This window comes from Thalassobaculum sp. OXR-137 (assembly GCF_034377285.1).
Classification (GTDB): domain Bacteria; phylum Pseudomonadota; class Alphaproteobacteria; order Thalassobaculales; family Thalassobaculaceae; genus Thalassobaculum.
The window spans coordinates 3,179,162-3,199,207 of sequence record NZ_CP139715.1 but is presented as its reverse complement, the minus strand read 5'-3'; the positions used below and the strand labels follow the sequence as shown (position 1 = coordinate 3,199,207).

The 20,046-nt window shown below is 68.1% G+C and carries 16 protein-coding genes; 6 read left to right on the top strand and 10 right to left on the bottom strand.

What is annotated here, in order from left to right:
* Positions 1-238: 238 nt before the first annotated feature.
* Positions 239-1,039, bottom strand: a complete 801-nt coding sequence (locus T8K17_RS15080; RefSeq protein ID WP_322330561.1) for a glucose 1-dehydrogenase — start codon at positions 1,037-1,039, stop codon at positions 239-241.
* 169 nt (positions 1,040-1,208) lie between these two features.
* On the opposite strand from T8K17_RS15080, the gene T8K17_RS15075 reads away from it, so the two are divergent.
* Both T8K17_RS15075 and T8K17_RS15070 read left to right on the top strand, forming a co-directional pair.
* Positions 1,209-2,591 carry an MmgE/PrpD family protein gene (locus T8K17_RS15075; protein ID WP_322330560.1) on the top strand — a complete coding sequence of 461 codons (1,383 nt, stop codon included), beginning with the start codon at positions 1,209-1,211 and terminating at the stop codon, positions 2,589-2,591.
* A gap of 207 nt (positions 2,592-2,798) precedes the next feature.
* Positions 2,799-3,476, top strand: coding sequence for a MarC family protein (locus T8K17_RS15070; protein WP_322330559.1), 678 nt, complete (start codon positions 2,799-2,801; stop codon positions 3,474-3,476).
* Positions 3,477-3,634: 158 nt separating this feature from the next.
* On the opposite strand, the gene T8K17_RS15065 is transcribed toward T8K17_RS15070, so the two are convergent.
* The 4 genes from T8K17_RS15065 to ugpB form a co-directional block, all read right to left on the bottom strand.
* A complete protein-coding gene (locus T8K17_RS15065; protein ID WP_322330558.1) occupies positions 3,635-4,705 on the bottom strand; it encodes a sn-glycerol-3-phosphate import ATP-binding protein UgpC in 1,071 nt (356 codons plus the stop codon).
* Positions 4,706-4,733: 28 nt separating this feature from the next.
* On the bottom strand, positions 4,734-5,582 hold the full coding sequence (gene ugpE, locus T8K17_RS15060; RefSeq protein ID WP_322330557.1) for a sn-glycerol-3-phosphate ABC transporter permease UgpE: 849 nt from the start codon (positions 5,580-5,582) through the stop codon (positions 4,734-4,736).
* On the bottom strand, positions 5,582-6,463 hold the full coding sequence (ugpA, locus tag T8K17_RS15055) for a sn-glycerol-3-phosphate ABC transporter permease UgpA (RefSeq protein ID WP_322330556.1): 882 nt from the start codon (positions 6,461-6,463) through the stop codon (positions 5,582-5,584). Before ugpA ends, ugpE begins: the two co-directional genes overlap by 1 nt.
* A 94-nt stretch (positions 6,464-6,557) precedes the next feature.
* Entirely contained in the window at positions 6,558-7,871 is a 1,314-nt protein-coding gene (gene ugpB / locus T8K17_RS15050) for a sn-glycerol-3-phosphate ABC transporter substrate-binding protein UgpB (RefSeq protein ID WP_322330555.1), read from the bottom strand.
* A 240-nt stretch (positions 7,872-8,111) separates the two neighbouring features.
* Here ugpB and T8K17_RS15045 point away from each other — a divergent pair, with 240 nt between their 5' ends.
* Positions 8,112-9,059, top strand: coding sequence for a glycerophosphodiester phosphodiesterase (locus tag T8K17_RS15045; RefSeq protein ID WP_322330554.1), 948 nt, complete (start codon positions 8,112-8,114; stop codon positions 9,057-9,059).
* 28 nt (positions 9,060-9,087) lie between these two features.
* Positions 9,088-9,384: a hypothetical protein gene (locus tag T8K17_RS15040; protein ID WP_322330553.1), complete on the top strand. Its 297-nt coding sequence runs from the start codon at positions 9,088-9,090 to the stop codon at positions 9,382-9,384.
* A 422-nt stretch (positions 9,385-9,806) separates the two neighbouring features.
* On the opposite strand, the gene fahA is transcribed toward T8K17_RS15040, so the two are convergent.
* The 5 genes from fahA to T8K17_RS15015 all read right to left on the bottom strand — a co-directional run bounded on the left by fahA (position 9,807) and on the right by T8K17_RS15015 (position 15,811).
* Positions 9,807-11,084, bottom strand: a complete 1,278-nt coding sequence (gene fahA / locus T8K17_RS15035; protein WP_322330552.1) for a fumarylacetoacetase — start codon at positions 11,082-11,084, stop codon at positions 9,807-9,809.
* Positions 11,081-11,287, bottom strand: a complete 207-nt coding sequence (locus tag T8K17_RS15030; RefSeq protein WP_322330551.1) for a DUF2783 domain-containing protein — start codon at positions 11,285-11,287, stop codon at positions 11,081-11,083. The genes fahA and T8K17_RS15030 overlap by 4 nt, the downstream gene beginning before the upstream one ends.
* Before the next feature lie 3 nt (positions 11,288-11,290).
* Positions 11,291-12,925 carry an FAD-dependent oxidoreductase gene (locus T8K17_RS15025; RefSeq protein ID WP_322330550.1) on the bottom strand — a complete coding sequence of 545 codons (1,635 nt, stop codon included), beginning with the start codon at positions 12,923-12,925 and terminating at the stop codon, positions 11,291-11,293.
* 432 nt (positions 12,926-13,357) lie between these two features.
* Positions 13,358-14,308 carry an MBL fold metallo-hydrolase gene (locus T8K17_RS15020; RefSeq protein ID WP_322330549.1) on the bottom strand — a complete coding sequence of 317 codons (951 nt, stop codon included), beginning with the start codon at positions 14,306-14,308 and terminating at the stop codon, positions 13,358-13,360.
* A gap of 318 nt (positions 14,309-14,626) precedes the next feature.
* Complete coding sequence (locus T8K17_RS15015) at positions 14,627-15,811, bottom strand: M20 aminoacylase family protein (RefSeq protein WP_322330548.1); 1,185 nt, start codon at positions 15,809-15,811, stop codon at positions 14,627-14,629.
* Between the two features lie 129 nt (positions 15,812-15,940).
* On the opposite strand from T8K17_RS15015, the gene T8K17_RS15010 reads away from it, so the two are divergent.
* Positions 15,941-17,983, top strand: a complete 2,043-nt coding sequence (locus T8K17_RS15010) for a hydantoinase/oxoprolinase family protein (RefSeq protein ID WP_322330547.1) — start codon at positions 15,941-15,943, stop codon at positions 17,981-17,983.
* Positions 17,980-19,629: a hydantoinase B/oxoprolinase family protein gene (locus T8K17_RS15005; protein ID WP_322330546.1), complete on the top strand. Its 1,650-nt coding sequence runs from the start codon at positions 17,980-17,982 to the stop codon at positions 19,627-19,629. The genes T8K17_RS15010 and T8K17_RS15005 overlap by 4 nt, the downstream gene beginning before the upstream one ends.
* Positions 19,630-20,046: the final 417 nt, after the last annotated feature.

Genomic DNA, 20,046 nt, shown 5'->3' with positions numbered 1-20,046 from the left:
GAAAATTCCGCGGCCAAGAAAAGACGCGAAAAATTTTAGCAAAATCAGATAATTACAATGGGTCGCAGAATACCGGGCCTTTCGGCCGTTTCCCGGCAGCCCCGTCCGAAACGCGACTCCTGACGAGACGGCGAATTCGGCGCTCGCCTAAAAGGCGCATAATGCCAGCGCTCACTCCGTTTTTACGCAAAGATCACCCGCGCCGAAACACGGCGCGGGCTTGGTGACGCGACCGCCTTTACTGGGCGGTCAGGCCGCCATCGACCACCAGGCTCGACCCGGTCATGAAGCCCGCATCGTCAGAGGCCAGGAAGACGATGCCGCCGGCGATGTCGTCCGCCGTGCCGTGACGGCCGATCGGGTGCATGTTCAGCGAGGCCTGCTTGGCGGCATCCACGTCGTTGGTGCCCAGCGCCCGGGCGCGGGCGGTGTAGGTCTGGTCGCCCATGTCGGTCTCGATCACGCCGGGATGGATCTGGTTGACCCGGATGCGGTCGCCCCGCCGGCCGAAATACAGCGCCACCGACTTGGTGAAGGTCGTCACCCCGCCCTTGGTCATCGAATACAGCGGATCGACCATGGAGCCGACCAGGCCGGCGATGGAGGAGACGTTGATGACGGCACTGCCGTGCGGCGTGTCCTTCGCCGCCTCGCGCAGGGCGGGGGCGGCGATCCGGGTGCCGAGGAAGGTGCCGGTGAGATTGACGTCGACCAGCTTCTGCCATTCCTCGAACGCGATCTCCTCCAGGCTGCGGCCGATGAAGACGCCGGCATTGTTCACCAGGATGTCGAGCCGGCCAAAAGCCTCCACCGCGTGATCGACCGCCGCCTGCCAGCTTTCCGGGCTGGTGACGTCCAGGGTGACGAACTGGCAGACATCGTCTGCGCCGATCTCTCGCGCCGTCGCCCGGCCGAGATCCTCGCGCACGTCGCCGATGACCACCTTGGCCCCCTCCTCCACCATCCGCCGTGCGGTCTGCGCGCCGATGCCGCGCGCAGCGCCCGAGATCAGGGCCACGCGCCCTTCCAGCTTGCCCATTCTTGCGTCTCCTCCGCCGGCTTCTTGGTTGGTCGGATGTCTGAGCGACAGGTCGGTGCCGGCTGCGGTCACTACAGCAAAACCGGGACGGCTAGACCATCCCACAACCCGTCCCTAGACTTTCGCCAAGGCCCTCGATCCCAAACCGGGCCGCAGGGAGACCTCGACCATGGCCAGCACCCACGCCGCCGATACGGACCCCGTCGCCACCGCCCCGACCCGGGCGCTCGCCGACTGGATCGCCGCCACACCGGGCAGCGCCGTCGACGCCCGCGCCCTGCGCTGGGCCCGGCACTGCCTGATGGACTGGATCGGCGTGACCGTCGCCGGCGCGGGCGACCCGCTGGTTGCCATCCTGCTGGACGAGGCGCTGGCCGATGGCGGCGAGGGCGACATCCCCCTGGTCGGCCTGTCCCAGTCCCTGCGCCCCTCCGACGCCATCCTGATCAACGGGGCGGCCGGGCACGCGCTGGATTTCGACGACGTCAACCGCACCATGCACGGCCATCCCACCGTCGCCGTCATGCCGGCCGTGCTGACCGCCGCCATCGTGGAGGGCCGCAGCCTGGAGCAGGCCCTGCGCTCCTTCGTCATCGGCTACGAGATCGCCTGCCGGATCGGCGAGATGACCGGCGACGGCCATTACGACACGGGCTGGCACGCCACCGCCACCATGGGCACCTTCGGCGCGGCCGCCGGGGTCTGCCACCTGCTCGGCCTGGACGCCGAGCGCACGGCCCATGCCCTCGGCCTCGCCACCACCCTGGCTTCCGGCCTGAAGTCGCAGTTCGGGACCATGGGCAAGCCGCTGCATGCCGGCCGGGCAGCGCAGAACGGCACCAAGGCGGCGCGCTGGGCCGCCCGGGGCTTCACCTCGCGGCCGGACGGCCTGGAATGCGTCCAGGGCTTCTGGGAGACCCAGGGACCGGACGCAGCACCCTACGACATCGACTGGACCCCCGGCACGCCGTTTCTGATCGAGCGCAACCTCTTCAAGTTCCACGCCGCCTGCTACATGACCCATTCCGCCATCGAGGCGAACCGCACCCTGCGCACCCGCCACGGCATCGACCCCGTGCAGGTGAAGAAGGTGACCCTGAAGGTCAGCGAGGGCAGCCTGCGGATGTGCAACATCCCCGAGCCGGAGACCGGCCTGCAGGTGAAGTTCAGCCTGCGCCACACCGCGGCCCTGGCGCTCGCCGGGCGCAACACCGGTGCGGTCGACACCTTCAGCGACGCGGTCGCCAACGAGCCGGACCTCATCGAGCTGCGCCGCCGGGTGGAGGTGCAGCCGGTGAAGATCGACCGTTCGGAGGCGAGCAAGGCCGAGGTGGTCGTCGAACTCACCGACGGGCGCGTGCTGCACGAGATCCACGACGTGGGCGTGCCGGCCACCGACCTGGACGACCAGGAGGCCAAGCTGTCGGACAAGTTCGCCACCCTGATCGCCCCGCTGCTCGGCACTGCACGGGCGCAGGAGTTGCGGCAGACCGCCCTGACCGGCACGGGCACGGCGCCGCGCGACCTGCTGCTGGCGACCCGGGCGGACTGACCGGCCGCGGCCGGTTCGGCCCGGCGGGGCGCAAATCGCGGAAAATCGGCCTGAAATGCCGGAATTTCGCCCGATTATTCCGGATTTTCGCCTGGATCGCGGGTAAGGATAGGTGACGCTCGATCCGCCGCCTGCCCGATCCACCGCCCCTCGGCCGACCCCGGAGACGATAGCCATGCCGCCGCTGACCTCAGGGACCCCCGCCCCATGATCTCCGCGATCGACCTCCCCGATCTCGGCCGGGCGCTGATCACCATCCTCGTTGTCGTCGACCCCATCGGCACCCTGCCGGTGTTCTACTACGCCACCAGTTCGGTGCCGCGGCGCCTGCACCGGGCCTTCGCGATCCGCGCGGTGCTGATCGCGACGCTGGTGCTGATGGCCTTCCTGTTCGGCGGCCAGTACCTGCTGGAGGCGCTCGGTCTGCGGCTGGGGTCGTTCCAGATCGCCGGCGGCATCGTGCTGTTCCTATTCGCCATGACCATGGTGTTCGGCGAGCCGAAATCCCAGAGCGAGATCAAGGAGGCGGCGCGCGACCATCTGGCCAACGCGGTCTTCCCCCTGGCGATCCCCTCCATCGCCTCGCCCGGCGCCATGCTGGCGATCGTGGTGCTGACCGACAACAGCAAGAACAGCCTGCTGGATCAGGGGCTGACGGCGGTGCTGCTGCTGATCGTGATGGCGATCACCCTGATCCTGCTGCTCATGGCGGCCCGGCTGAAGCCGATCCTCGGGGCGACGGGCGCCAACATCATCAGCCGGATCATGGGGATCATCCTCGCCACCATCGCCGTCGACTCCGTGCTCGGCGGGCTGGAGACGGTGGGCGTGGTCGATCTGGTCCCGGCCAAGGAAGGCGTGCTGGATACGACGCCGAAATCGTAGGCGGTAAACCCCATTATCAATCCACTCCCCGGCCTTGTGCCGGGGCAATCCCATCCGCTGGGGTGGGCGGTGCCGCTCTCGCGATCACGTCTCCGCCTGCCAGAGCCCCGGCCTTGCCCCGGCACAAGGCCGGGGAGTGAATGAATGTTGGGGAGGTGCTAAATCCGCCCGCCGGTCTCCCGGTCGAACAGATGCACGGCATCCGTCGCCGCCACCTGCACCGAGTCCTGGCCCGGCGCGAAATGGCCGGACAGGCGGACCGTCACCAGCCGGCGCTCGTCGCCATCCAGATGGCCGTGCAGCAGCGTGTCGGCGCCCAGCGCCTCGACCAGATCCAGCCGCAGGGTCATGCCCGTACCGTCGGCCGCCGGCGTCAGGTGCTCCGGCCGCACGCCGAGGGTGACCGGCCGGCCGGCCAGGTCCGGGCGCGGGTCCGGCAGGTTGATCGACGCGCCGGAATCCAACGCCACCGACGCCCCGCCTTCGGCCACCGTACCCTCCAGCAGGTTCATCGACGGCGAGCCGATGAAGGTCGCCACGAAGGTGGTCAGCGGCCGGTCGTAGAGTTCGATCGGCGTGCCGATCTGCTCGGCCCGCCCGCCGTTCATCACCACCAGCCGGTCGGCCATAGTCATGGCCTCCACCTGGTCGTGGGTCACGTAGAGGCTGGTGATGCCGAGCCGGCGCTGCAGCCGCTTGATCTCCACCCGCATCTGCACCCGCAGCTTGGCGTCGAGGTTGGACAGCGGCTCGTCGAACAGGAAGACGGCGGGTTCGCGCACGATGGCCCGGCCCATGGCGACGCGCTGGCGCTGGCCGCCGGAGAGCTGGTTCGGCCGGCGGTCGAGCAGCGGCTCCAGCTCCAGGATCCCGGCCGCCTCGCGCACCCGCCGGTCGATCTCGTCCTTGGCCATGCCGCGGTTGCGCAGGCCGTAGGCCATGTTGTCGTAGACCTTCATATGCGGATAGAGCGCGTAGTTCTGGAACACCATGGCGATGTCCCGGTCCGCCGGCTCCAGGTTGTTGACCACCCGGCCGCCGATATCGACCGTCCCGTCGGAGATGGTCTCCAGCCCGGCGACCATGCGCAGCAACGTAGACTTGCCGCAGCCGGACGGGCCGACCAGCACGATGAACTCGCCGTCGGCCACGCCCAGGTCGATCCCGTGGATCGCGTGGTAGCCGTTCGGATAGATCTTCTGAACACCGCTGAGGTGCAGTTCGGCCATCTCAGGCGCTCCTTATTTCTCGGTCTCGTTATTTTTCGGTCTCGACGAGGCCTTTGACGAACAGCTTCTGCATGACCACGACGACGATCACCGGCGGCACCATCGCCAGCATCGTGGTCGCCATGACCAGGTGCCACAGCGGCAGGGATTCGGCCGCCTGGGTCATGCGCTGAATGCCCATCACGACCGTGTAGAAGGACTCGTCGGTGGTCACCAGCAGCGGCCAGAGATACTGGTTCCAGCCGTAGATGAAGAGGATCACGAACAGCGCCGCGATGTTGGTGCGCGACAGCGGCAGCAGGATGTCCTTGAAGAACTTCCAAGGCCCCGCCCCGTCGATCCGCGCCGCCTCGGCCAGCTCCTCCGGCACGGTCAGGAAGAACTGCCGGAACAGGAAGGTCGCCGTCGCCGAGGCGATCAGCGGCAGGCTGAGCCCGACATAGGAGTTCAGCAGCCCGAGATTGGCCACCACCGCGAAGGTCGGCAGGATGCGGACCTCCACCGGCAGCATCAGGGTGATGAAGATCAGCCAGAAGCAGGCCATGCGGAACGGGAAGTCGAAATACACGATCGCGTAGGCGGCGATCAGCGAGATGGCGATCTTCCCGATGGCGATCGACAGCGCCATGATCAGGCTGTTGAACAGCATCATGCCGACCGGAATGCCGCCGGCATCGGCGACGCCGGCGCCGAGCACCGTGGCGTAGTTCTCGAAGAACTTGGTCCCCGGCCACATCGGGATCGTGCCGTCCATGATGTGCTCGATCGGATGGGTCGAGGCGACGAAGGTGATCCAGATCGGCATCACCGTGACGACGATCCCCAGGATCACCACCAGATGGGAGAGGATCGTCAGGTAAGGGCGGTTCTCGACCATCAGTACTCGACCCTCCGCTCGATATAGCGGAACTGCACCACGGTCAGGCTGATCACGATGGCCATCAGCACCACCGACTGGGCGGCCGAGCCGCCGAGATCGAGGCCGATGAACCCGTCGCTGAAAACCTTGTAGACCAGGATCTGAGTGGCGCCCGCCGGGCCGCCCTCGGTCGTGGCGTGGATGATGCCGAAGGTGTCGAAGAAGGCGTAGACCACGTTGACCACCAGAAGGAAGAACGTGGTCGGCGACAGCAGCGGGAAGATGATCGTCCAGAACCGCTTGAACGGACCGGCGCCGTCGATCGCCGCCGCCTCGATCAGCGAGCGCGGGATCGCCTGCAGGCCGGCGAGGAAAAACAGGAAATTGTAGCTGATCTGCTTCCACGAGGCGGCGATGACCACCAGGATCATCGCATCGCCGCCGTCGAGATAGTGGTTCCAGTCATAGCCCAGGCCGCGCAGCAGATAGGCATTGATGCCGACCACCGGGTTGAACATGAAGAACCAGAGCACGCCGGCCACGGCCGGGGCGACGGCATAGGGCCAGATCAGCAGCGTCTTGTAGGCGGTCGCCCCCTTGATCGTGCGGTCGGCCATCACCGCCAGCAGCAGGGCCAGCGACATCGAGGCGAAGGCGACGGAGAAGCTGAAGACCACCGTGTTCACGAACGCGTCGAGATACAGCGGGTCGGAGAACAGGGCCTCGAAATTCTCGAACCAGACGAATTCCGTCGACAGGCCGAAGGCGTCCTCCACCAGCAGGGACTGGTACAGGGCCTGCACCGCCGGCCAGATGAAGAAGATCAGTGTCACCGCGAGCTGTGGCAGCAGCAGCAGGTAGGGCAGCCACAGGTTCCGGAACGTCACCCGCTTGATCAAATCTCACCCCCGAGGCGTAAGGCGAGGCCGGCACGCGCGGCGCCGGCCCCCCGTTGTGTTCAGGCACGCCGAGGCGTGCGGCCAGGACCGACGGTCAGTCGTTGGCCTTCTCGAACTTGCGGAGCAGCGCGTTGCCACGTTCCACCGCGGTGTCCATGGCCTCCTTGGCGGTCTTCTGACCGGCCCAGAGCGCTTCCATCTCCTCGTTGATCACGTCGCGGACCTGCACGAAGTTGCCGAAGCGGATGCCCTTGGAGTTCGGGGTCGGCGTGTTCAGGCTGAGCTGCTTGATCGCCGTGTCGGTGCCCGGGTTCTTGTCGTAGAAGCCCTGCTTCTTGGACAGCTCGTAGGCGGCCGTGGTGATCGGCACGTAGCCGGTCTCCTGGTGCCAGCGGGCCTGCACCTCCGGCGAAGAGATGTAGTTGAAGAACTCCGCCACGCCCTTGTACTCGGCCGCCGGCTTGCCCTGCAGCACCCACAGGGTGGCGCCGCCGATGATCGAGTTCTGCGCCTTGTCGGCCACGTCGGTGTTCAGCGGCAGCATGGTCTGGTCGAAGGTGAACTTGGCCTGCTGAACCATCGAGCCGTAATAGGCCGAGGAGTTCATCCACATGCCGCATTCGCCGTTGGTGAACATCGGCAGGCTCTCGCCGCGCCGGCCGCCGTACTGGAACAGCTTCTTCTCGCTGCTGTCGGCGATCTTCTGCAGGGTGTTCACGACGTTGTCGTTATTGAACACGAACTCGGTGTCGAGACCGGCGAAGCCGTTCTCCTTGGTGCCCATCGGGATGTTGTGCCAGGCCGAGAAGTTCTCGACCATCACCCAGGACTGCCAGCCGAAGCTGAAGCCGCACTTCATGCCGCTGTCGACCAGCTTCTGCGAGGCGTCGAACACCTCGGTCCAGGTCGACGGCACCTCGGTCACGCCGGCCTTTTCCAGCGCGTCCTTGTTGTACCACATGACCGGCGTGGAGCTGTTGAACGGCAGGGACAGCAGCTTGTTGTCCGGCGTGGTGTAGTAGCTGACCACGGCCGGCAGGTAGTCGTCCTGATTGAACGGCGTGTTGGTGTCTTCCATCAGCTTGTAGACCGGATAGACGGCGCCTTCGGCCGCCATCATCGTCGCCGTGCCGACCTCGAACACCTGCACGATGTGCGGCTGCTGCTTGGCGCGGAACGCCGCGATGGCCGCCGTCATGGTCTCGGTGTAGGTGCCCTTGTAGACCGGCACCACCTTGAACTCGGACTGCGAGGCGTTGTAGCCCTCGGCCATCTCGTTCACGAGCTCGCCGTTGCGGCCGCCCATGGCGTGCCACCACTGGATTTCGGTGGCGGCGATCGCCTCGCTCGCCATGGACAGCGCGAAGGCGCCCGCCATGCCGGCGATGATCATCTTGGAGTTGAACATGCTCTTCCCCCGGGTGAGGTTGCTTTTCATTGGCGACATAGCCAATGCCGAGCTGGCGGGACGGGGGTCGCGAAAGCGGTGGGGCCCCGGATGCACAGCAGGAACTCGGCACGCCGCAGGCATATCTTAGAGACAATTACGGCAACATGACACTTTCATGACCATCCGGTTACGTGCTTGCCAGATAACGGATAATCGCCACTGAATGACGAAGGCCGATCCCAGAGAAGGAACAATCCCATGCGCCGCTCCCTCGCCCTTGTGACCGTCCTCGCCGGCCTGTCGGCGGCCCCCGCGCTCGCCATCGACATTCACGGACACCGCGGCGCGCGCGGCCTGCTGCCGGAGAACACCCTGCCCGCCTTCCGCGAGGCGATCGCGCTGGGCGTCGACATTCTGGAGCTGGATACCGGGATGACCTCCGACGGGGTGGTGGTCGTGCTGCACGACACCGGCCTGTCGCCCGACCTCACCCGGATCGGCGGCGCCTGGATCGACGCGCCGATGCTGGTGCGGGCCATGACCCATGCCGAGCTGCAGGGTGCCGATGTCGGCCGGATCCGGCCGGGCAGCAAGACGGCGGAGCGCTTCCCCGACCAGACCCCGGTGGACGGCACGCCGGTGCCGACTCTGGCCGAGGTGCTGAGCCTGGCGACGGCGGAAGGCGCGCCCGGGCTGCGCTTCAACATCGAGACCAAGCTGTCCCCCCTCAAGCCGGACGACACCGCGGACCCGGAGACCTTCGCCAAGGCGGTGGTCGCCGTGATCCGCGACGCCGGGGTGGCGGATCGGGCGATCGTCCAGAGCTTCGACTGGCGCACCCTGGCGGTGGTCAAACGCATCGCGCCGGAGATCCGGACCTCCTACCTGACGGCGGAGCGCAACTGGCTGAACAACGTGCAGGCCGGACGGCCGGGCGCCTCGCCCTGGCTGGGCGGGCTCGACATCGACGATGTCGGCGGCTCGGTGCCCCGCGCCATCGCCTCGCTGAAGGGCGATATCTGGTCCCCCTATTACCGCGACGTCACCGCCGAGGAGGTGAAGGAGGCGCAGGCGCTGGGGATCGAGGTGCATGTCTGGACGGTGAACGACGCCGCCCAGATGAAGGAGTTGGCGGAGATGGGCGTGGACGGCATCATCACCGACTATCCGAACGTCGCCATCGACGCGGTGCGCCGCGGACAGTGACCGGCCGGCGCGCGCAAAGGAGGACGCCATGACCCTGGACGAGTTCCGCCGATCCCTGGACGCCCCGGCCCCGCCCGCCGGGTTGAGCCCGGCCCTACTCGGGTTGTGGCACCAGGGCAAGGGCGACTGGGAAGCGGCGCACGAGACGGTGCAGGCCGATGACGGCGCCGACGCCGCCTGGGTCCACGCCCATCTGCACCGGGTGGAAGGCGACGAAATGAACGCCGGCTACTGGTTCAGGCGCGCGGGGAAACCGCATACCAAGGGGGATCTGGGGGAAGAGTGGGCGGCGCTGGTGGAGGGGCTGTTGGCACAGGGGCGGTAGTTCCCCATTTCCCCTAACCGACTTCCTGGACGATCTCCGGCCCCGGTGCCTAGCCGGGGGTGGAGGTCGATCCAGGATCCTGTGATCGACGGCGGGGCACGGTCCTGGATCAACCTCCGGGGCGGAGCCCGGAGTTTGTCCAGGAAGTGGGATTTGTGTGGGCAGCGATATTGGACGAAACGGTCGGTTGCCGCCATCCGTTCCCCGGATACGCCACCGCCGGCATCACACTCCTCGAAACCGATCCAATACCCCCCATAAACATCCGACTTCCTGGACGGTCTCCGGCCCCGGCGCCGAGCCGGGGGTGGAGGGCGATCCAGGATCCTGTGATCGACGGCGGGGCTCGGTCCTGGATCAATCTCCGGGTCGGCGCCCGGAGCTTGTCCAGGAAGTCGGGTTAGGGGATTTGCCGCCCACGACTACCCCTTCCCCGGATACCCCACCGCCGGTAACACTGTCCCCGCACAGTCCCCGAAGCCGACCCGGTACGCCCCCTCGCACCAGCCGCGCAGGGTCAGCGTGTCGCCGTCCTCGATGAAGGTCCGCGACACCCCGCCCAGGTCGATCGGGTCGCGGCCGTTCCAGGTGATCTCCAGCAGCGAGCCGAGACTGTCCGGCGTACTCCCCGACACCGTGCCGGAGCCGAGCAGATCGCCGGTGCACATGGCACAGCCCGACGCGCTGTGATGGGCGAGCTGCTGGGCCGAGGAGAAGTACATGTGCCGGTAGTTGGTCCGGCTGATGGTCTTCGCCGCGCCGCCCGACGGCGCCATGTCGACCTCCAGGGAGATGCCGAAATTGTTCGGGCTCCCCTCCTCCAGGTACGGCAGCAGCGGCTTGATGCGCTCCGGTGTCGACACCCGGAACGGCTCCAGCGCCTCCCGCGTCACCACCCAGGGGCTGATACTGGTGGCGAAGGCCTTGGCCTGGAACGGGCCGAGCGGCTGGTACTCCCAGACCTGGATGTCACGCGCCGACCAGTCGTTCAGCAGCACATAGCCGAAAATCATGTCATAGGCCTGCGCAGTGGTGACCGGCTGGCCCATGGCACTCGGCGTGCCGACGATGGCCCCCATCTCCAGCTCGATATCCAGCCGCCGGCACGGCCCGAAGCTCGGCGCGTCGGCATCCGGCGCCTTGAGCTGGCCGTTCGGCCGGCGGATCGCCGTGCCCGAGACCACTACCGTGGAGGCGCGGCCGTTATACCCGACCGGCAGGTGCAGCCAGTTCGGCATCAGCGCGTTGTCCGGCCCTCGGAACATGCTGCCCACGTTGCTGGCATGCTCGCGCGAGGCGTAGAAGTCGGTGAAGCTGCGCACGAAGATCGGCAGATGCATCGTGGCGTCCGCCCAGGCCACCAGCACCAGCCCGTCCGGCCCGCCGCTCTCGGCGTCCAGCAGCTCGGCGATCCGCGCCCGGGTCTGCGACCAGACCTCCTGCGGCAGCGCCATGAACGGGTTCAGCACCCCGTCGCCGAACACCGTCCCGCCCGGCGCCGGCACCAGCGTTCCCGCCGCTTCCAGCGCCGTCAGGTCGAGGATCCGGTCGCCGATCGCCACCCCCACCCGCTTGGGTCCGTCGCCTTGCGAGAACACGCCGAAGGGCAGGTTCTGGATCGGAAAATCCGCACCGGGGGCGTTGGCGCTTTCCACCCAGCTCTTGCGGGCGGGATCGTGGGTGGCGTTCAGGCGGGTCATTCTGAGGGTTCCTCTTGCAGTCGGGCGGCGACCAGGGCCTGAGACAGGGCCTCCCCGTCGCCGATATGGTTGGCCAGGATCAGGATCAGCCGGGCGTTCAGCGCATCGCTCTCCTCCTTGCTCAGCCCGTCATGGGCGGCGATGAGGGCGGCGTAGAAATCGTCCGGCCGATCGATGTTCGGGGTGAGGATCAACTCGGCCATGGGTCAGTCTCTCCCGATTGCCCGGCGCAGCGCCAGCCGCACCGCACGCGCGTCATAGGCGGGCCAGCGGGCGGCCACATGCTGGTCCGGCCGGATCAGGTAGACCGCCGCACCGGCCTCGCCCAGATAGCGCGCGGCCAGCGCCCCGCTCGGATCGTCGGACGCGGAGAGGGCAAGCCGAGCGACCGCGACTCCGCCCTCCTCCAGGGTGTCCGGCGCCTCGGCGTCCACGGTCAGCAGGTGGAAGCGGCCGTCGAGCCGGTCGAGCAGGAACCCGTCTCCCAGCGGCACGTCCGGACAAGGGCTGCCCGGACGGCTGCGCGCCGGACCGCCGGGCAGCGCGTCCTCGCCGTTCAGGGCCGAGCCGTCATAGCTACAGGGCACCGAGAGCCGTCCGGAATTCACCAGCGGCCGGGCGAAGGGATAGCGGCCGCTCAGCTCCAGCACGGCATCGCGGAACAGCTTGGACGTCTGCGATTTCGGGGTGATGAAGTCGGTGGCGCGGGTGGAATTGAGAATGTTCTCGTCGGCCGCCGCCTCCCGCTCGGCCGCGTAGCTGTCGAGCAGGCTGTCGGGCGCCCTCCCCTCCAGCACCAGCTTGAGCTTCCAGGCGAGGTTGTCCACGTCCTGCACCCCGGAATTCGCCCCGCGCGCCCCGAAGGGCGAGACCTGATGGGCGCTGTCGCCGGCGAACAGGACGCGGCCGTGGCGGAAGCGGGTCATCCGCCGGCACTGGAAGGTGTAGATCGATTTCCAGACGACCTCGTAGGCGATGTCCGGGCCGAGCATTTCGTCGATCCGGGCGCGCACATTCTCGTCGCGCAGTTCCGTCTCGCGGTCCACATGCCAACCGATCTGGAAGTCGAGCCGCCAGACATTGTCCGGCTGCCGGTGCAGCAGGGCCGAGGCGCCGGACTTGAACGGCGGGTCGAACCAGAAGCGCCGCTCGGTCGGGAACGGGGCGTCCATCTTCACATCGGCAATGAGGAAACTGTCCTCGAACACCCGCCCCTCGAAGCCGAGACCGAGCGCGGATCGCACCGGCGAGGCCGCGCCGTCGCAGGCGATCACCCAGTCGGCGTCGATGCTGTACGGTCCGTCGGGGGTCAGCACCTCCAGGCGCGCGCCGTCTTTGCCGGGCGCCACGCCCTCGACCCGGTTGCGGCCGCGGATCTCCACCGGCGCGCCCTGCGCCTGAGCGAGGCGGAGGCGGTCGACCAGGGCCTTTTCGAAATACGGCTGCTGCAGGTTGATGAAGGCCGGATAGCGGTGGCCGGCCTCGGGCAGCAGGTTGAACTCGAAGACCTTGCGGTCGCGGTGGAACACCTTGCCCAGGTTCCACACCACACCGCGGTCGACCAGCTCGGCGCCGCAGCCGAGGCGGTCGGCGATCTCCAGGCTGCGCTTGGCGATGCAGATCGCCCGGCTGCCCATGCCGATGCCCTCGTGGTCGTCGAGCACCAGCACCGGCACGCCCTTCAGTCCGAGGTCGAGGGCCGCGGTCATCCCCACCGGCCCGCCGCCGACGATCACCACCGGATGGCGGACGGGCTCGGCCCGGGTTTCCCACGCCTCCTGATCGGCGCAGCGACCGTAAGGGTACTCCCGGAAGGCGAGCGTGTAGCGATCCTGAAGCATCGATCCCCTTCCTCTCCACCCTTTCCCTCTTGTGATCCTACCCGTATCCGACTTCCTGGAGGCGTCCCCGGACCCGGTCCGGGGCGCCATCCAGGATCGCGGTCCGGCGCCCGTCCCAGGGTCCTGGATCGATCTCCGGGGCGGGGCCCGGAGGTCGTCCAGGAAGTCGGTTAGGGAAGGGGCGGGAACTCAGCATGCAGCGCGTGCGGCGGCCCCCTTCCTCTCCCCTTCCCACCTTTGTCCGACTTCCTGAAGGCGCCGCTTCCTCTCCCCTTCCCCTCTTTATCCGACTTCCTGGAGGCGTCCCCGGACCCGATCCGGGGCGCCATCCAGGATCGTGTTCCGACGCCTGTCCCAGGATCCTGGATCGGCCCCCGGATTGGATCCGGGGAGCCGTCCAGGAAGTCGGTGGGGGGATGGATAGTGGAAACCCTACCCCTGCAGCGCCTCCCACATGTCCAGGTCGCGCTGGGCGGTCCAGATGCGGGGGGTGTCGATGCCGCGGGCCTCGTCGTAGGCGCGGGCGACGTTGAACGGCAGACAGTGCTCGTAGATCGCGTAGTCCTTGAACTTGGCGTCGCAGGCGTCGCGCACGGCGTCCCAGGCGTCCTTCAGGGAGCCGCCGCGGGCCGCCACCTTCTGGGCCGGGCGGTAGGTGCTCTCCACGAAGTCGCGGGTCGCCTCCAGCCCGGCATCGACCCGCTCGACCCCGACCAGGGCGTCGCCGCGGCCCGGCGCGATGGAATGCGGGTTGTAGGCCTTCACCGCGTCGAGCGTGCCGCCCCAATCCTCGAAATGCCCGTCGCCGCAGTAGCAGGCGGAGTGGTACTCGACGATGTCGCCGGTGAACATGACCTGCTCGTCGGGCACCCAGATTACCGCGTCGCCGGCGGTATGGGCGCGGCCGATCTGCTTGATCTCGACCTTGCGGTTGCCGAGATAGACGGTCATCGAATCCGAGAAGGTGGTGGTCGGCCAGGTCAGGCCGGGGATGCTCTCATGGCCCTCGAACAGGCGGGGGAAGCGCTGGAACTCGCTGTCCCAATCCTCCTGGCCGCGCTCGACCACCATGGCGCGGGCCTTGTCCGACATGATGACCTGCACGTCGCCGAAGGCGCTGGCGCCGAGCACGCGGACCGCGTGGTAGTGGGTGAGCACCACATGGGTGATCGGCTTGTCGGTGACTTCGCGGACCTTGGCGATGACCATCTCGGCCAGGCGCGGGGTGGCCTGGGCCTCGACGATCATGACGCTGTCGTCGCCGATGATGACGCCCGAATTCGGGTCGCCCTCGGCGGTGAAGGCCCAGAGATCCTTGCCGACCTCGGTGAAGCTGATTTTCTTTTCGCCAAGATCGCCCTGGCTCGCGAATGCCTTCGCCATGCACGTCCTCCCGTTCATGCCGCTCCGGTGGGCGCGGGGGCGCGTCCGGAGCCGTTGGTCTCTTGGCACGAACCTTAACCCCGAACGGCTTCCTCCCGTACAGGGCGAATTGCGCAGCGATGCGACCACTCTCCCCCGTCATCCCGGCGAGCACCGGGCTTGACCCGGGGGTCGGCCGGGACCCAGCCGCCGAACACAGGGTCCCGGCCCGCCCCCGGATCAGGTCCGGGAGCGTCCGGGATGACGGATAGGGAGAAAATTGGTCCTCGCCCTGAGCAGCCCCTGCTCGTAGGCCGGGGCGTGTCGAAGGGCCAGCGCTTACGCCGCCTTGGGCAGCAGCTTCTCCACCAGCAGCGCCCAATAGGACGCCCCGTACGGCAGCGCCGCGTCGTTGAAGTCGTAGGCCGGGTTGTGGACGTTCACCCCGCCATCCTCGCCGACCCCGTTGCCGAGGTTGATGTAGCAGCCCGGACGGTGCTGCAGCATGTAGGCGAAGTCCTCCGCCCCCATCACCGGCTCGGCGTCGGTGTCGACGTTCTCCTCGCCGACCAGCTCGCGGGCAATGGCGGCCGCCTTCTCGATATGCACCGGGTCGTTGACCAGGGCCGGATAGCGGCGGTCGTACTTCACCTCCACGGTGCAGTCGAAGCCCTCGGCGATCGCCGTGCAGAGCTTCTTCATCTTGGCTTCCACCATGTCCTGGACCTCCGGACGGAAGGTCCGCACGGTGCCCTGCAGGTAGACCAGATCCGGCACCACGTTGCCGGTATGCCCGCCGGAGACCTGGGTCACCGACAGCACCGCGCTGTCCAGCGGGTCGGTGGAGCGGCTGACGATGGACTGCAGCGCCAGCACGATCTGCGCCTGCACGATGATCGGGTCGATGGTCTTGTGCGGCCGCGCGGCATGGCCGCCATAGCCGTGGATGAAGATCTCGAACATGTCCGCCCCCGCCATGGACGGTCCGGGGCGCATGCAGATCTTGCCCACGGGCAGGCCCGGCCGGTTGTGCATGCCGTAGACCGCGTCGACCGGATACTTCTCGAACAGCCCGTCCTCCTCGACCATCACCCGGCCGCCGGCGACGTTCTCCTCGGCCGGCTGAAAGATCAGCACGACCTCGCCGGAGAAGTTGCGGGTCTCCGCCAGATAGCGCGCCGCCCCCAGCAGGATCGCGGTGTGGCCGTCATGGCCGCAGCCATGCATCTTGCCGGGAATGGTGGAGGCCCAGGGCTTGCCCGTCGCCTCGATGATGTCGAGCGCGTCGAAATCCGCGCGGATGCCGATCCGGCCGCCCTCGCCGCCATTCCCCTTGATCGTCGCGACGATGCCGGTCTTCGCCAGCCCGCGCTCGATATGGTCGACGCCGATTTCCTCAAGCCGCTTGGCGATGAAATCGGAGGTCCAGACCTCCTCGAAGGCGGTCTCGGGATGGGCGTGCATTTCGCGCCGCCACTCGGTCATGTCCTCGTGGAAGTCGGCGATGCGGTTGATGATCGGCATGGAAGGCTCCTGACTAGAATGCGGGCAGACTAGGCGCAGCGGTAGACCCTGCCAAGATCGCGTCTTGACGCCGCGCGGCCCGCCCTCTGTCATGACCGCTCCCGCCTCGCCTCACCTGAAGGATCCCTCGTGGCCGCCATCCGCATCGCCGTCGATATCGGCGGCACCTTCACCGATTTGCAGATCCTGAACGAGGAGAGCGGCACCGCCGACGCCCACAAGGTGCCGACCACCCCGGCCGATCCGTCGGAGGGGCTGATCACCGGCATCGTGGAGGCGTCCCGGCGGCTGGGATTCGCCCTGTCCGACATCCGGGCGATCATGCACGGCACCACCATCGCCACCAACGCGGTGCTGGAGCGCAAGCTGCCGGCCGGCGCGCTGCTGATGACCGAGGGCTTCACCGACGTGCTGGAGATCGGCCGGCATTTCCGCAGCGTGGTCTACGCCAACAAGGCCGAGGAACGCGCCCTGCTGATCCCCCGATCCCGGCGCTATCCGATCGGCGAGCGGCTGCGGGCCGACGGCTCGGTGGAACGCAAGCTCGATGCCGAGAGTGTGCGCGCCGCCGCCCGCAAGGCGGCCGAGGCCGGTGCGAAGGCCATCGCCATCTGCCTGCTGCACGCCTATGCCAATCCGGAACACGAGCTGGAAGCCGCCCGCATCGTGCAGGAGGAGCTGCCGGACGCCTATGTCTCCTGCTCCCACGCGGTCAGCCCGGAGATCCGCGAGTTCGAGCGGGCCTCCACCACGGTGTTGAACGCCCTGCTGATGCCGGTGGTGAAGACCTACCTGTCGAAGCTGCGCGGCCGTCTGTCCGATACCGGCATCACCGCCCCGGTCTATCTGGTGCAGTCGAACGGCGGCGTGACCACGCCGGAGACCGCCGGCGAGCAGCCGGCCCGGCTGCTGCTGTCCGGCCCCGCTGGAGGCGCGCGCGCGGCCGAGGTGCTGTCGGCCGAGCTCGGCATCGGCAACCTGATCGCCGTCGATATGGGCGGCACCTCCTATGACGTGTCCATCGTCGACAACGGCGCCATCCGGCTGGTGACCGAGGGCAAGGTCGACGGGCTGCCGGTGCGCCTGCCGATGATCGAGATCCGCACCATCGGCGCCGGCGGCGGCTCTATCGCCCGGGTGGACGAGACCGGCCGGCTCTATGTCGGCCCGGAGAGCGCGGGTGCCACCCCGGGCCCGGTCAGCTACGGCCGCGGCGGCGAGCAGCCGGCGGTGACCGACGCCAATGTGGCGCTGGGGCGGATCGATCCGGACTTCTTCCTCGGCGGGGCGATGACCTTGGACGTGGACGGCGCCCGCAAGGCGCTGTCGGAAAAGGTGGCCCAGCCGCTCGGCCTGGAGGACGGGCCGGCGGCGGACGGCATCGTCGCCATCGCCACCACCCACATGGCCTCGGCCATCCGGCTGTCCCTGTTCGAGAAGGGGCTCGACCCGACCGATTTCGCCCTGATCTCCTTCGGCGGCGCCGGCGGGCTGCATGCCTGCGACACGGCGGCGGAGATCGGCGCCACCCGCGTGGTCTTCCCGCGCGATCCCGGCACGCTCAGCGCCTGGGGCATGCTGTTCAGCGACGTGGTGCACGACATCGCCCGCTCCCGCCTGATGAAGGCGGAGGCTGCGAACCTGGGCGAGGTCGAAGGCCTGATCGCCGAGATGAAGGCCGACGGCCAGGAGGCGCTGGCCCGCGACGGCATTCCCGACGACGCGCGCTCCTATCCCGTCACCCTGGACCTGCGCTATCCGGGCCAGGCCTATGAGATCGGCGTGCCCTTCGACGGCGACCTGGCGGCGACGGTGACCGCCTTCCACGACGCCCATGACAAGCAGTACGCCCATGCCGAACGCCATGTGACGCCGGAGATCGTCACCCTGCGCATGGCCGCCACCGGGCGCCTGAGCAAGCCGGCGGCCCGGCCGTTCGAGGGCGGCAGCGAGATCACCGTGAAGGCGAGGCGTCCGGTACGGCTCGCCGGGGCGATCCGCGAGACCGCCATCGTCGACCGCGAGACGCTCGGCCCCGGCGCGGCGCTGGCCGGCCCGGCGATCATCGAGGAAGCCCATTCCACCCTGCTGATCCCGCCCGGATGGCATCTCACCGTCCACCCCAGCGGTGCCCTCATTGCAGCCCTGACTTCTGAAGGAGAGGCGTCATGAGCGCGCCCGAGCTCGATCCCGTCCAGGTGGAGATCATCCGCAACGCCCTGGTGGCGGCGGCGGAAGAGATGGGGGTGACGATCTGGCGGACCAGCCGGTCCTCCGTGGTGCGCGACCTGCTCGACTATTCGACCTGCGTGTTCGACGCCGATGGCGGTGCGGTCGGCCAGTCCACCGCGATCCCGATGCACCTGAACTCCATGCCCTCCTGCCTGGCCGAGATCCTGGCCAACCACATTCCGATCGAGGAGTGGGAGGACGGCGACATCATCATCACCAACGACCCCTATGCCGGCGGCCAGCACCTGTCGGACATCCAGACCTTCAAGCCGGTGTTCCACGAGGGCAAGCGCATCGCCATCGCCGGGGTGCTGGTCCACCATCTCGACGTGGGCGGCGGGGCGGCCGGCTCCTACGATCCCAGCGCCACCGAGATCCAGCAGGAGGGCTTCCGCATTCCCCCGCTGAAGATCGCCGAGCGCGGCAAGCGCAACGAGGCGGTGGTCAAGCTGCTGCTGCGCAACACCCGCGAGCCGGCCAATGTGGGCGGCGATTTCGGCTCCCAGCTCGCCGCACTCGAGACCGGGACGGCCAACCTGAAGCGGGTGGTCAAGCGCTACGGCCCGGAGCTGCTGTCGGCCGCCATGGCCCGCATCCAGGACCAGTCGGAAGCCGCCATGCGGGCGATGATCCGCGACGTGCCGGACGGGGTCTACACCTTCGAGGACTTCCTGGACGACGACGGCATCGACCGCGACATCCAGCGCCGCATCGCGGTCAAGCTGACCGTCACGGGCGACAGCATGGAGATCGACCTGACCGGCTCCAGCCCGCAGGCCAAGGGGCCGGTGAACTGCACGCTGGCCATGTCCTATTCGGCGGCCATGTGCGGGGTGCTGATGTCGCTCGGCACCGAGATCCCGGCCAATGCCGGCTGCTACCGGCCGGCGACGGTGAAAGCCCCCCTGGGCACGGTGGTGAACTGCCGCGCCCCCGCCCCTGTGGCCAACCGCATGGCCGTCGGCCACCGGGTGGTGAACGCGGTGATGGGCGCCTTCCACCAGGCGATCCCGGGGCGGATCCCGGCGGCCTATTACGGCGTCAGCTACGCCACCTCGATGAACTGCATCCACGAGGACGGCAGCCGGCAGGTCTATTTCGACCTGGAATGCGGCGGCTGGGGCGGCCATCCGGACGAGGACGGGGCCAGCGGCTTCTCCTGCGGCCTTCACAACATCTCCAACGCGCCGATCGAGATGCTGGAGAACAGCCTGCCAATCCAGTTCCAGGAATACGGTCTGGTCCCGGACAGCGGCGGCAAGGGCCGCACCCGCGGCGGGCTGGGCCTCGCCCGCGCCTACCGGCTGGAGGCGCCGGCGGGGGTGTTCGCGGCGAACCTGGACCGCTTCAAGATCCCGCCCTACGGCCTGGCCGGTGGTGAGCCGGGCCAGCCGGGCCGGCTGACCGTGACCCGCGCGGCGACCGGAGAGACCGAGGATCTGCCGTCCAAGGTCTCCAGCGTGCCGGCGGCGAAGGGCGACATCTTCCGCCTGCAGACCGCCGGCGGCGGTGGCTACGGCAACCCGGCGGAACGCAGCGCGGCGGCCAAGGCCTTGGATGTGGACAACGGCTATACGACCGGGTGAGCCTTCGACAGAGGGCGGCCCTTCGACACGCCCCTGCGGGGCTGCTCAGGGCGAGGTAAATAAAATTGGCAACAGATGAAATGACCTCGCCCTGAGCAGGACCCCGGCGCAAAGCCGAGGGCCGTGTCGAAGGCCCGCCTCCAACGCTGAGAGGACCGCCGCAAAGAGCATCAGCCCGTCACGCGGAGGCCTCGCCCCGGGATGAATCCGGGGAGTGCGGAGAGCGGGGGAGGCAGCGGCCCTTCGACGGAGGACAGCCCTTCGACACGCCCCTGCGGGGCTGCTCAGGACGAGGTCAGAAATCTCTGAGATTGATTTCTATCCAATGACCTCGCCCTGAGCAGGACCCCGGCGCAAAGCCGGGGGCCGTGTCGAAAGGCCGCCTCCGACGCTGAGAGGACCACCGCAAAGAGCATC

What these genes read in the sequence shown, in the direction of transcription:
- T8K17_RS15030 (WP_322330551.1), bottom strand. Translation starts at nt 11,287, where the DNA reads ATGGCCGAGTTGATCCTCACCCCGAACATCGATCGGCCGGACGATTTC.
- T8K17_RS15020 (WP_322330549.1), bottom strand. Translation starts at nt 14,308, where the DNA reads ATGGCGAAGGCATTCGCGAGCCAGGGCGATCTTGGCGAAAAGAAAATC.
- T8K17_RS15040 (WP_322330553.1), top strand. Translation starts at nt 9,088, where the DNA reads ATGACCCTGGACGAGTTCCGCCGATCCCTGGACGCCCCGGCCCCGCCC.
- ugpB (WP_322330555.1), bottom strand. Translation starts at nt 7,871, where the DNA reads ATGTTCAACTCCAAGATGATCATCGCCGGCATGGCGGGCGCCTTCGCG.
- ugpE (WP_322330557.1), bottom strand. Translation starts at nt 5,582, where the DNA reads ATGGTCGAGAACCGCCCTTACCTGACGATCCTCTCCCATCTGGTGGTG.
- T8K17_RS15005 (WP_322330546.1), top strand. Translation starts at nt 17,980, where the DNA reads ATGAGCGCGCCCGAGCTCGATCCCGTCCAGGTGGAGATCATCCGCAAC.
- T8K17_RS15015 (WP_322330548.1), bottom strand. Translation starts at nt 15,811, where the DNA reads ATGCCGATCATCAACCGCATCGCCGACTTCCACGAGGACATGACCGAG.
- T8K17_RS15070 (WP_322330559.1), top strand. Translation starts at nt 2,799, where the DNA reads ATGATCTCCGCGATCGACCTCCCCGATCTCGGCCGGGCGCTGATCACC.
- fahA (WP_322330552.1), bottom strand. Translation starts at nt 11,084, where the DNA reads ATGACCCGCCTGAACGCCACCCACGATCCCGCCCGCAAGAGCTGGGTG.
- T8K17_RS15045 (WP_322330554.1), top strand. Translation starts at nt 8,112, where the DNA reads ATGCGCCGCTCCCTCGCCCTTGTGACCGTCCTCGCCGGCCTGTCGGCG.
- T8K17_RS15080 (WP_322330561.1), bottom strand. Translation starts at nt 1,039, where the DNA reads ATGGGCAAGCTGGAAGGGCGCGTGGCCCTGATCTCGGGCGCTGCGCGC.
- T8K17_RS15065 (WP_322330558.1), bottom strand. Translation starts at nt 4,705, where the DNA reads ATGGCCGAACTGCACCTCAGCGGTGTTCAGAAGATCTATCCGAACGGC.
- T8K17_RS15075 (WP_322330560.1), top strand. Translation starts at nt 1,209, where the DNA reads ATGGCCAGCACCCACGCCGCCGATACGGACCCCGTCGCCACCGCCCCG.
- T8K17_RS15025 (WP_322330550.1), bottom strand. Translation starts at nt 12,925, where the DNA reads ATGCTTCAGGATCGCTACACGCTCGCCTTCCGGGAGTACCCTTACGGT.